The following is a 12686-nucleotide window of genomic DNA, read 5'->3' as shown; positions in this document are numbered from 1 at the left end:
CTGATTGGCATGTCCAGGTTCTGCAACAATAAAGGTTGCATCCTGAATCATTCCCTTTTTAATTTCCAATCCTCTACAATCAATCTGTCTTTGTAGTTCAAGTTCTGGATCAAAAAAGACCATGCCATTGTTGTAACACAAGCATTTTGAACATCATTACAACATCATTTTCAGGTCGGCCACCTTTGTCTGTCCTGTTGATATATATAGATTCCAGTATGGTACGAAATGGTTTCCAGTCGATCAACTTGTCTATTATCATATAGTTTGTCACCAGCAGCTATCAAACGGTCATATTCTGTGTTTCAGGGTGAAATTAATGAAAGTACTCGTATGATTAAATTTATCTTGGTTGAATATAAATATTATTGTTTAGTTTGGGTGAGGGGAGGAGTTAATCAGAAATCTCAATAATAATCCAGGATGAGGCTATAATATTTGCAAACCCTAAATTCAGGGAGATAATCAGTGATTTAACAGAGAGAAGGGATGCAGAAAAAAGAAGATGGCCATTACTATCAACAGAAACATAAACAGGATACTGGAACTTATTGAAAATGCATCTGTTTTTGTAAAACTTGATACACTCACCGATATCAAATTCGAAAAAACAGGCCTTGCCATGATGTTGCAAAAAGTTGCAAACGAATATGCAGTAAAATTTAAGAAAAAGAAATCGACCTGAAAATAAATGTCAAATATCCTGCAAACATCCACAAATCAATTCAGGAAGCATTTTCCAACCTGCTTTCAAATGCAATAAAATACGGACCTGAAATGGGCCACATTACCATAGATATAATTGAAGACAATGACATGTGGGAAATACGTTTCATCGATGAGGGGAGGGAGTACCCGATGATAAAAGAGAAGTCATATTTGAAAGATTCGAAAGAGCAGGGTCATCTGTCAGTATAAAAGGAACCGGGCTTGGACTTGCAATTGCAAAAAAGACAACGGAACTACATGGCGGCCAGACTGGTGTTGAAGACAGGGAAGATAGAAAGGGGAGCATTTTCGGGATCACCCTCCCCTGTGCCTGATCAGGCGTGTTTTACCACACATTTATGCAGGCCGGTGACCTCCACAATATCACTGTTATCCGGACTCTGAATTATCATCTGTCCCTTGCGAAGATAAGGAATCCTTTTTTCAAATTCCAGTGGAACATTTAATGCATTTATGGCATTGTCGTTTGAGAGATTGAGAATGATCCGACTATTTATCTGCTTGAGCACGGTGTCATCGATATCCTGTGGATCCTGGGTAATCAGGAAAAGACCAAGTGTTTCCTTGCGCCCCTGCCTTGCTGCATCTGCAAATCTGGATACGATACGTCTTGAATGAGCCGACATCGCACCGGAAAGATACCTGTGTGCTTCATCAAGAGCCAGTAATACGGGAGTTTTCTTAACAGAATCATTGCCTGATGTACTGAGTTTGTTATCCACTACAATTGTCATCAAGGTGAGAGTAATGAGGTCCCTGATACGGCTATTATTTATATATTCAGTCGGAAATACACTGACCCTGCCAGGCTTGAAAACCTCATCAAGTATTTCGGTTATCGGTTTTGCCGGCTGGTCGAATACCCTGCTGAAAGAGCGATTTTTGACCTTACGCACAATGGCATCATAGGAGGATTCATGGATTTTCCCACTATCCACATAAACAGAACGTGTGCCTTCATCCGCAATGAAAATTGTAAATCCCTGATAGGTATGATTTGCAGGAGTCTTGAAATAATCCTCAAGCAACAGCTCAAGGCCTATATACTGGTTTTCCGTCAATTCAGCTGCTGATATCAACCAGGAATTATTCCTTACAAGTTCGAAAGGAATTGTAAATTCCATTTGTTGTGCACGGGATTTACCCGGATAGGACTGGCCGTCCACACTTGCCAGGAATGTCCTTGTATCCTGATGTCCTCCATGCAAGACGCCCTCTTCTGCAAAGGTTACTTCATCGGCATATCCTATATCCGCATTTTCTTCAAACAACTGGGAATATTCATCCTGCGGATCCATTATCACAAGACATGGGTTTTTCTTCCTGCCCTGCTCACCCCTTACAAGATACTGATTATCCGATGCCAGGAATTGACGCAGAATATTTTTTGTAAGGAAGGTTTTTCCCGTACCGGTACTTCCGCACACCAGCATATGACGGAACATGAGAGGATCACCCATTGAATAATCGTTGCGCAGATAGTAGGCAACTGTTGGAGGAGAAGCATGTGTCCTGACAAGTTCACCCCCCACACTCAAATGTCCCAGAAAAATACCTTCAGTCGGAATGTTGAGACCTGTCTGGATCTTGAGTTTTTCAGAAACCGGTAGTATTGGAGTATTGGGACGGGGAAGCCTGTCGGCCATGCGACGCATTAGGCCTGCCTTTGCTGGAGACAGGATACATAGAGGGTCAAGATATGCAAGGAATTTGTAATCTATCTCATTGGTATTATTGGCCTTTAACATGCGCCGGGAATGCAACTCTGTCGCATCATCAACTTCAAATTCCTGAAGGTACTGCAGTTTCCAGACCCTTGCAAACAGATCTTCATCTCCGTAGGGAACCAGTACATATGTACCAAGCCTGACATTCGGCCTGTGCGAAGAAGTAATATAACCAGTAAGTCGTGCACCTGATTCAGTTATTTCCAGCGGGTCAATTCCTGTTGTAATTGTACCCAGCGCATTATCAAAGGATGACCCATCCGGATTATCCACTGTATCAGGAACATATTCCTCAAAATCTTCAACCGGTTCTTTCGAGGATACATTGCCCCCTTTATTACCTGTGGCATAAGCAAGTATGTCGTCATCATTATCCATCTGTATCACTCCAGCGTATATCGTTGTATTTCGTATCAACCCTGAGTTTACTGAATTGCCCAAGAATCTGTTTCCTTTCTTTTGTGCGTATCTTTGCTATCGAATCCACCTTGGAGAGTGTCGGTGGGATACCGCCTATTGAAATGTCATATAATACTTTGCGGGTGAGCAGGTGCCTCATATCATCATCTTTTGTCAGACCATAAGGAGACTCTACTTTAAAAAGAACATTCATAGCAGGAACATAAATTACAAAAAATGTTAATGCATAATCCTCTGCAGCATACTTGTGGGAAAGAGAACTATCCATCAAAGGACTTGTGGTCTGGAGCATATTCTCATAGAACTGGTTGGGTTGCATGAACCAGTTTGTATACGTAATACAATTGCGTGAGTCTTCAGCAGAAGGATGAAGGACGTTTTTGAAAAACTGGGCATCTACCAGCCAGGGTATATCCAGTTCCATTTCCTTCCTTTTAAGCGTTTGTACGATCTGCATATCTTCAGGATTTTTCACAAATCCTACCAGTGGAAGACTATTATCCATTGCATGATCCATGATGTCAATATAATTTTGCAATATTTTCAATGCTGAGGGGTCATATCTTATTCTGACTTCTTCAGAGGGGACAACCATCCAGTACATTAGCTGTTTAGGATATATGGGTCCATCCATTATGAAAAAATCCTCTTTTGTAAAAATATCTTTCATCCAGAGAATATGTTCGGACTCGGAAAGGTAAAGAGCAATATTGTGAACGAGGCGTTTTTCCCTGGTCTCCAGCAGACCTGCCTCAATTTTTACCAGGCGACTTCTGCCATTGTCCCTATCAAATAATCTCCAGTCCTGTGAAGTGTTGATAGTAACATTTGCAGAAGAGGAATAAGTAGCAGCAACTATTGTTCTTTTGGAATGGATATCAAGATCGCTTGGCGAGGAAGCCATCGCACAATGGCAGAAATCCAGTGCAAGCCCCGAATCAAAGAAAAAAGTGTTAGTGCTTCCACTATCAGAAGAAAGAGTTCTTTCAACAGGGTCTTTTGATTGTGACATTCGGGTCATGTCTACCTTTCCCCTGTATAGCCTCCCGATGGATTTCAAAACAATTCTGGAGCCGTATTTTAGTTCTTTCAAAAAATCAAGAAGATCATTAGCATCGCTATCTTCATTTTCCTGCTCTACATCCATTTCAATACCGGATGCGATTTCTTGTATGGCTTTTATGTGAATCGGTTCAAGTGACATTTAATGCTAAAAGAGGTCCCTGACAATATATAATCATTCACATAGACTGGAATTTTCAGCAGATAGCGCCATTTTTTCATAGAAAATGTATCACCATAAAGTATAAAAAGAATTAAGCCATTTATAATTTGAATTCCAAACGATTATTCCCTGTTTAATATTGAAGTATGTTTACAAAAAAGATTGTTATAATCTTTTACTAAATAACCTATAAAAAAAAAGGGGTTATTTTTATTTCTGAGGAAAGAATGAAGAAAATTGTAGTTAGCAACTTAACGAAGATATTTGGTAAGCATCCAAAGAAAGCTTTGTCCTATGTTGAAGAAGGTCTTTCAAAAGATGAAATCTTCAACAAGACTGGCCAGACCGTAGGACTGTATAATGTGAGTTTTGATGTGTATGAAGGAGAAATTTTTGTACTTATGGGCCTTTCAGGCTCCGGTAAGTCAACTCTTCTACGTTGCCTAAACCGGCTCATTGAACCCACATCCGGATCGATAACTATTGGCGATGAGGATGTTACAAAGGCCTCCAGTGAGAGACTCAGGTTGATCAGGGAAAAGCAGATCAGCATGGTCTTCCAGAATTTCGCCCTTTTGCCACACAGAACCATCATTGATAATGTTGCTTATGGTCTTGAAATACAGGATTTCTCAAAGGAGGAGAGACATGAAAAGGCATCAGTCGCAATAGAAACTGTTGGACTGAAAGGTCATGAATTCAGTAAACCATCCCAGTTGAGTGGAGGTATGCAGCAGAGGGTCGGACTTGCGAGAGCCCTTGCAACAGATCCTGAGATACTTTTAATGGATGAAGCATTCAGTGCCCTTGACCCGCTTATCCGCAGTGAGATGCAGGACGAGTTGCTTGAACTTGAGGAAAAGATGCAGAAAACAATTGTTTTCGTATCACATGACCTTGATGAGGCCCTCAAGCTCGGTGACCGTATTGCCTTGATGAAAGATGGAGAAATTGCCCAGATCGGGACTGCTGAAGAGATCCTCTCAAACCCTGCGAACGATTATGTATCCAGGTTCGTTGCCGGTGTGGACAAAACTAAGATCCTTACCGCCGAGAATATAATGAAGAGACCCGACCCGGTTGTATCATTCAAATCCGGTCTACAAGTCGCCCTCAAACTCATGGAAAAACATGGCATATCCTCCATATACGTGGTGGATAAAGCCAAGCGTCTTCAGGGATTCCTGAAAGCTGATGATGCGGTCCGAGCACAGAAAGCCGGAAAAACCATGGAAGATGTCATCATAAAAGAGTTCCCTAAAACTACAATGGATACTCCGCTTCAAGATCTTATATCAATCCGGGCGGAAACTGACCAGCCAATTGCGATTGTTAATGAAAATGACAAACTTGTAGGCGTGGTTGTCAGAGGCAGTATTCTTGCTGCACTTAAGACCACAGAAGAGGATGATGAAGAACAAGTTGAGGAGGTAACACAATGATAGTACCACAATTACCCATAGGCAGCGTTGTCGAATCTGCAGTCTACTGGATTAGTGATACTTTTGGCTTCGCCCTTGATGCATTCAGTGCCCTCTTTGGATTTATCATTGATATTTTCAAAGATGTGCTGATGGCAGTGCCTCCCCTCTTGTTTGTTGTGATTATTGCAGCTATTGCATATTTGGTCGGCCGGAAGGACTGGAAGCTTGCTTTAGGTACGGCTCTGGGATTTATAGTAATACTGAGTATGGATCTCTGGGAATACTCCATGGAGACCATTGCTCTTGTAATCTCGTCTGCCGCACTGGCCCTAATTATAGGTATTCCGTTGGGTATACTTGGAGCAAAAAGTGAAACTCTTTACAGGATACTGAGGCCGATTCTGGACCTTATGCAGACAATGCCTTCTTTTGTTTACCTGATCCCGGCAGTCATCTTCTTTGGACTTGGTAATGTACCGGGTATGATTGCAACCGTTGTCTTCTCAATGCCCCCGGCGATCAGGCTTACAACCCTTGGAATAACCCAGGTGCCTACAGAACTTGTGGAAGTTGCCGATGCTTTTGGTTCAACCTCATGGCAAAAACTTATCAAGGTGGAAATACCTGTAGCTTTAAAGACAATAATGGCAGGTGTAAACCAGTGTATTATGCTGGCACTTTCAATGGTCGTTATTGCTTCAATGATTGGCGCCCGAGGCCTTGGATACCAGGTATTGATAGGAATCCAGAGAGTTGATATAGGAGTTGGATTCGAAGCAGGCCTTGGAATTGTCATAATAGCAATTGTCCTTGACAGGCTCACACAGCACCTTACACCAAAGTAAGTGCCAGAGCCTTCATTCTTTTTATCCAATCACACAGGAGGAATTAAAAATATGGATAATAAATACAAAGCAATTTTAGTAGGAATTCTGTTAGTGCTTTCCCTCTTTGCTGCAGGCTGTGCCCAGCAGGGAGACGAAGGCGATACTGGTGATGGAAACCAGACACAGACCGAAGAGAAAAGTGTAACAATTGCATATGTACAATGGGCAAGTGCAGTTGCAACAACAAATGTAGTTCAGGAAGTATTCCAGAAAGCTGGATATGAAGTTGAACTCAACAATGTTGCAGCCGGTATAATGTACCAGGGTATCGCAAATGGTAATGCTGATTTCTCAGTATGTGCATGGTTACCGAACACCCAGGCGAACTACTGGGAACAATATGGTGACCAGATTGAAAAAGTCAATGTAAATACGCCAAATGTCAAAACCGGACTTGTTGTACCTCAATATGTTGATATTGATACAATCCCCGAACTCAAAGGTAATGAATCAAAGTTTGGAGGCACAATAACCGGTATAGACCCTGGTGCAGGTATCATGTCCCAAACCGAAGAAGCCATTCAGGAATATGGTCTTGACGGATACACCCTGCAAGCCAGCAGTGGCCCTGGAATGACATCCGCACTTACAAGTGCCATAACCGATGAAAAACCAATCGTTGTAACCCTGTGGAATCCACACTGGGCATTTGCACGCTGGGATTTGAAATATCTGGATGATCCAAAAGATGTCTATGGATCAGACGATATTGTGACCATCGCAAGACCAGACCTTAAAGAAGACAAACCTCAAGCATATGAAATACTCACCAGATTCAAATGGACTGTTGCCGATAATGAAAAGGTCATGTCCTATATAGACCAGGGCATGAGTGCCGAAGAAGCTGCTGAGAAATGGGTTAACGACAACCCCGATAAAGTTAATGAATGGCTTGGAACTGAATAAGGGTAATTTAACCTTTATTCCTATTTTTTTATCGTGCCATCTATTTTATTTTTGAATAAAAAGAGGTGATTAGTTTGAGATATAAGCTTTTGAAAATAGAGATTTCCGATTAACTCCCCTCTACCAGCCAAACTAAACAACAATATTTATATTTAATCAAGATAAATTTACTTGCATGAGTACCTTTAGTAATTTCACCCTGAAACAGGAATATGACCGTTTGATAGCTGCTGGTGACAAACTATCCGAAATAGACAAGTTGATCAACTGGAAACCATTTCGTACCATACTGGAATCTATGTATATCAACAGGACAGACAAAGGTGGTCGACCTGAAAATGATGTTGTAATGATGTTCAAAATGCTTGTGTTACAACAATGACATGGTCTTTCGGATCCAGAACTTGAACGACAATGCATTGATCGTATTTCATTCAGAAAGTTCCTGGGGTTTCCAAAACGAATACCTGATGACACAACTGTATGGGCATTCAGGGATAGGATTACAAAATTGGAACTTGAAGAGCAAATCTGGGGAGAACTACAAAGACAGATCGATTGTAGAGGATTGGAAATTAAGAAGGGAATGATTCAGGATGCAACCTTTATTGTTGCAGAACCTGGACATGCCAATCAGGATAAGTTGAGAGGAGATGAAGCGAAAACAAGAAGAAGCAGGGATGGAAATTGGTCAAAAAAACATGGCAAATCATATTTTGGATACAAACTGCATACGATTATTGATAAGGAAAATGAATTGATTCGAAGGTTTGAAACGACTGTGGCATCAGTACATGATTCTCAAGTCGATCTGTCAGAAAAGGGAGAAGTTGTGTATAGGGATAAGGGATATTTTGGAGTTGAGGCAAAGGGATTTGCAGCAACGATGCAAAGAGCGGTGAGAGGTAAACCGTTGAATATCAGGCAGATTATGCGTAATGACAGGATTAGTGTAAAGAGGATGCCTTGTGAAAGGGTGTATGCGGTGACAAAAGGCGTCTTCAGAGCGGGAAAGGTGATGGTTACGACGGTTAAAAGAGTAAATCTGAAAATGATGATGACGGCGTTTTGTTTCAATTTGCATCAAATGAGGACATTAAAAAGAAAAAAGGTGATAGCCTGAGAGCGGAAGCTATCTAAAAATAAGCATAAATTTCAGGAAATTGCATGGAAAACAGGACAATAGAGCAATAATAGGAACAAAATTCATTCAAGTTAGGCAAGAGGAACGTTAATCAGAATCCTCAATATTAGCATGCCTTATAGTGGCAATCGCTTTAATCGGTGCAGGTTGCACCTCCCAGAGCGATGAAACTCCTGGTGAAGAGACTACAGAAGAACCAGTACGAATTGGAGTCGTCCAGTGGGATGACTCACGTGCAACTGGAAATGTATTTTTGCACATCCTTGATGAGGGAGGCTATGAATACGAAACTGTATCCGCTGATCTGGGTGGTCTGTATCAGGCAACTGCACAGGGTGATGTGGATGTCCTTATCCTTGCCTGGCTGCCGGCTACACAGGGTCCCTACTGGGAACAATACGGTGACAATCTGAATAAGGCACAGGTTGTAGCTACAGGTGCAAAATGTGGTCTTGGAGTTCCGGATTATGTTTATGACGCCGGCATTACTTCAATTGAGGATTTACAGGGCAATGCCAGCAAATTTGACGGCAAGATCACCGGTATTGAGCCGGGTGCGGGCATAATGCAAAATACTGAAACCGTTATGGAAGAGTATAATCTGGAAGAGTATGAGCTCTATTCCAGCAGTACTGTAGGAATGGCCACAACACTCCAGGATAAAGTTGACAATGAGGAATGGATTGTTGCAACCCTCTGGAGACCACACTGGACCTTTGCCCGCATGGAAGGGCTGAAATTCCTTGAGGACCCAAAGGGAATATATGGAGGAAGCGATGACCTGATTATTCTTACCAGAACCGGCTTTGCAGAAGACAGGCCCGAATTCTATCAGCTCATCCAGAATTTTGAGATGGACCTATCCGAAATCGAATCAATAATGATCGCTATCGATGAAGGAAAATCTCCTCAACAGGCTGCAGCCGACTGGCTCGCAGAGCATCCTGAGAAGTACGATGAAGTACTTGGCACTCAGTGAGGATAAACAATCCTCACTTCTTTTTTTCCGCAACCTTTAATAACTAGCATTCCCTCTAAAGTAATCCACATATTCAAATAATCAATATCATAGAGAGTGATAATTATGGGCAAAACCGGAAGTATTGAATGGGTAAAAATTAAGGGACGCAAAGGCAACACAATCAAAGTTAAAAAAGCCAAAGCTAACAAGGCACACACTGCACCTGCACAGAGATATTCTTCTGCAGGTACAAAGAGGAGATTCAAAAGAAGATCCCAGAAAGCCATTGTTCGCTGATTTTCTTTTTTTTATTATATTATTTTTTTGAATGTAATTTCCAATAGACTAAGGGATCTTCCATTGCAGCAACATTTATATAGAACCACAAACATGTACAAACGACCTGTATAATGCAGGGAATATCAATTTGATGTATATAATACGGAGGTAAAAGTAATGGCAGGACAGATGGCTGGCGGACAGCCAATTTTTATTTTAAGAGACGGAAATCAGAGAACCAGGGGCAGGGATGCCCAGAGCAACAACATAATGGCTGCAAAAGCTGTGGCTGAAGCTGTCAGGACTACACTCGGACCAAAGGGAATGGACAAGATGCTTGTAGACTCCCTTGGTGACGTAGTGATCACAAATGACGGTGCGACCATCCTCAAGGAAATGGATATCGAGCACCCTGCTGCCAAGATGATCGTGGAAGTTTCCAAAACCCAGGATGATGAAGTAGGAGACGGAACAACCACTGCTGCTGTGATCACCGGTGAACTGCTCAAAAAAGCAGAAGACATGATCGAGCAGGATGTACATCCAACAATCATCGCATCCGGATACAGGATGGCAGCTGAGAAAGCTGGCGAATTGCTCAAGGAACTTGCACAGAATGTTACAATCGATAACAAGGACACCCTGATAAACATCTCCAATACTGCCATGACAGGAAAGGGTGCAGAGGCTTCCAAAGATGTACTCAGCGAAATCGCCGTATCCGCTGTCGCAAGCATTGCAGACAAGACTGATAGCCAGACAATTGATATCGACAATATAAAGGTTGAAAAGAAGGTCGGTGGCAGTATAGAGGATTCAGAACTCATTGAAGGTATGATCCTTGACAAAGAGCGTGTACATTCCAACATGCCAAAGAAAGTCACCGATGCAAAGATTGCACTTATCAACAGTGCCATCGAACTCAAAGAAACTGAAGTCGACGCGGAAATATCCATCACCTCTCCTGACCAGCTCCAGTCTTTCCTTGATCAGGAAGAAAAGATGCTTAAAGGACTTGTAGACAAAATCGTCGCAAGCGGTGCAAACGTTGTCTTCTGCCAGAAAGGTATTGATGACATGGCGCAGCACTTCCTTGCCAAGGAAGGAATCTTTGCAGTCAGACGTGTCAAAAAGAGTGACATGGAAAAACTCGTACGTTCCACTGGTGGTAAATTGGTTACCAACATCGAGGAAATGACCGCAGATGATCTTGGAAAGACCGAAGTCGTGGAAGAAAGGAAGGTTGCTGGAGACAACATGGTCTTTATTACCGGCTGTGTCAACCCAAGATCCGTATCTATCCTCCTGCGCGGCGGAACCGAACATGTAGTCGACAATATTGAAAGAGCACTCCATGATGCTCTGCGCGTAGTCGGTGTAGCCATAGAGGATGAAAAACTCGTATCCGGCGGCGGCGGTCCAGAGGTAGAAGTGGCCCTCCAGCTGCAGGATTACGCGTCATCTCTCAGCGGCAGGGAACAGCTGGCAGTTAAAGCATTCGCAGAGTCCCTTGAAGTTATTCCAAGGACCCTTGCAGAAAACGCTGGTCTGGACCCAATCGACATGCTTGTAGAACTTCGCTCCCACCATGAAAAGGGCGCCAAGACCGCCGGTCTTGATGTCTACAGTGGAAAAGTCATTGATATGTGGGATGCAGGTGTCGTTGAACCCCTGAGAATAAAGACCCAGGCAATCAATGCTGCAGCAGAAGCATCCATAATGATCCTGAGGATCGACGATGTAATTGCATCCTCCAACCCATCCCCATCAAGCGGCGGTGGCGAAGGCGGCATGCCACCAGGAATGGGTGGCGGTGGAATGCCACCAGGAATGGGCGGCGGTGGAATGCCACCAGGAATGGGTGGAATGTAAAGTAAAGACAAGTATATGATGCATAGCTTTTCAAGGCTATGCATCAACTTCTTTTTTTGTCTATTTTTTCAGATAATAATTCAGATTCTACGTTATTATTTCTGGATTACTTGTAATCAAGACTATTCATGAGATCAATCACTGAGTGTAATTAATATATAAACACAATCAACTCGTTCCCATTTCCCTTGCTATCCAAAGAGACACTCCAAATGCAATCAAAGTAAACATTCCACTAAAACCGGGAACTTTGTATGAAGATTGCCCCGGCTCATCAGTCTCTGCATCCTTCAGGTAATAGTAAATTTCACCTTCATCAGTATCGATATAAAAGGTAGTGACAGCGGGACCTGTTATGTAAGTCACAACCCAGAAAGGATGTGAATCCCGGAATACAACATGGATATCTACCGGAGACACCGACGAATTCATCTCCTTTGAAGCTATATGGAGTGCCTGTTCCTTATCCACGGATACCTGTAACTCATTGAATGTCTTGACCCAGCTGATATTGCCCTTTTGTTCCATGAACATAAGTTCCCTGAAAACATCCCTGTCGGCTACCAGATAAACCAGTGAAGAAGTCTGGTTCATGTCTGTAGGTGTTTCTTTCCATTTCCGTGGATCATAGGAGTTGATAAAAGAGACTATCGTATCATTATTTTCAGCCTCGGGATGAGCAGTGAAAAAATCATCCAGAGGACCTGATGGTTCAAAAGGAATTGTCTCATTCATCCCGATCTGCCGGACCCATACAATTTCTCTTTTCCATTTTTCGTCGCTTCCTTTACTTATTTCAAGAAATACTAGTTTTTTCGAACAATTTCCTTTTGGAATTATGTATTTGTATCTATGAGTACGGTTAATATATGCTATTTCATAATCACTGATCCCAAATGTATTTATAAAATCCATAATTTCTTGATTTTCTTCTATCAGATACATATGTTGTAAACGAAAGATTTCTGCTCTACTAAAACCATCTCCAGGAGGAGGAGTGAGATCTTCGGCAAACGCAGGCGTAACTACCAATGTTATTATAAGTAGATAGGCTATGATTAGTTCTATTTTTTTCATGCATACACCTAGGAAAAAGTGTAGATAAGATAGCT

10 protein-coding genes and 3 pseudogenes are annotated in these 12686 nt (G+C 42.2%); 9 read left to right on the top strand and 4 right to left on the bottom strand.

Annotation, left to right across the window (positions count from 1 at the left end; translation table 11 throughout):
- A pseudogene (locus CI957_RS09270) lies at positions 1-287 on the bottom strand (transposase); the annotation flags it as partial.
- A gap of 218 nt (positions 288-505) precedes the next feature.
- Between CI957_RS09270 and CI957_RS09265 the strand changes: the two are divergent.
- Together CI957_RS09265 and CI957_RS11250 are read left to right on the top strand one after the other, a co-directional pair.
- On the top strand, positions 506-685 hold the full coding sequence (locus tag CI957_RS09265; protein ID WP_128754705.1) for a hypothetical protein: 180 nt from the start codon (positions 506-508) through the stop codon (positions 683-685).
- A gap of 92 nt (positions 686-777) precedes the next feature.
- A pseudogene (locus tag CI957_RS11250) lies at positions 778-1043 on the top strand (sensor histidine kinase).
- Here the strand turns inward: CI957_RS11250 and CI957_RS09250 are convergent.
- Positions 1044-2834 carry an ATP-binding protein gene (locus tag CI957_RS09250; protein WP_128754703.1) on the bottom strand — a complete coding sequence of 597 codons (1791 nt, stop codon included), beginning with the start codon at positions 2832-2834 and terminating at the stop codon, positions 1044-1046.
- On the bottom strand, positions 2827-4080 hold the full coding sequence (locus CI957_RS09245; protein WP_128754702.1) for a DNA double-strand break repair nuclease NurA: 1254 nt from the start codon (positions 4078-4080) through the stop codon (positions 2827-2829). Before CI957_RS09245 ends, CI957_RS09250 begins: the two co-directional genes overlap by 8 nt.
- Positions 4081-4328: 248 nt before the next feature.
- Here CI957_RS09245 and CI957_RS09240 point away from each other — a divergent pair, with 248 nt between their 5' ends.
- The 7 genes and pseudogenes from CI957_RS09240 (at position 4329) to thsA (ending at position 11574) form a co-directional block, all read left to right on the top strand.
- On the top strand, positions 4329-5543 hold the full coding sequence (locus CI957_RS09240; RefSeq protein WP_128754701.1) for a glycine betaine/L-proline ABC transporter ATP-binding protein: 1215 nt from the start codon (positions 4329-4331) through the stop codon (positions 5541-5543).
- Positions 5540-6370, top strand: coding sequence for a proline/glycine betaine ABC transporter permease (locus CI957_RS09235; protein ID WP_128754700.1), 831 nt, complete (start codon positions 5540-5542; stop codon positions 6368-6370). Before CI957_RS09240 ends, CI957_RS09235 begins: the two co-directional genes overlap by 4 nt.
- A gap of 51 nt (positions 6371-6421) precedes the next feature.
- Positions 6422-7318, top strand: a complete 897-nt coding sequence (locus CI957_RS09230) for a glycine betaine ABC transporter substrate-binding protein (RefSeq protein ID WP_128754699.1) — start codon at positions 6422-6424, stop codon at positions 7316-7318.
- 175 nt (positions 7319-7493) lie between these two features.
- Positions 7494-8441: pseudogene (locus tag CI957_RS09225) on the top strand (IS5 family transposase).
- A 142-nt stretch (positions 8442-8583) separates the two neighbouring features.
- The gene (locus tag CI957_RS09220) at positions 8584-9441 is read left to right on the top strand and encodes a glycine betaine ABC transporter substrate-binding protein (protein WP_164909083.1); all 858 of its coding nucleotides are present in this window, start codon (positions 8584-8586) and stop codon (positions 9439-9441) included.
- 105 nt (positions 9442-9546) lie between these two features.
- Positions 9547-9720 carry a DUF5350 family protein gene (locus tag CI957_RS10695; protein WP_013036811.1) on the top strand — a complete coding sequence of 58 codons (174 nt, stop codon included), beginning with the start codon at positions 9547-9549 and terminating at the stop codon, positions 9718-9720.
- Positions 9721-9879: 159 nt separating this feature from the next.
- Entirely contained in the window at positions 9880-11574 is a 1695-nt protein-coding gene (gene thsA, locus CI957_RS09215; protein ID WP_096712588.1) for a thermosome subunit alpha, read from the top strand.
- 168 nt (positions 11575-11742) lie between these two features.
- Here thsA and CI957_RS09210 read toward each other — a convergent pair whose 3' ends face one another.
- Positions 11743-12651: a hypothetical protein gene (locus tag CI957_RS09210; protein WP_128754698.1), complete on the bottom strand. Its 909-nt coding sequence runs from the start codon at positions 12649-12651 to the stop codon at positions 11743-11745.
- Positions 12652-12686: the final 35 nt, after the last annotated feature.

The organism is Methanohalophilus sp. WG1-DM (genome assembly GCF_004104135.1).
Lineage (GTDB): Archaea > Halobacteriota > Methanosarcinia > Methanosarcinales > Methanosarcinaceae > Methanohalophilus > Methanohalophilus euhalobius.
Note: the sequence above shows the minus strand (reverse complement) of the source record. Positions and strands in the feature narration are given on the sequence as shown.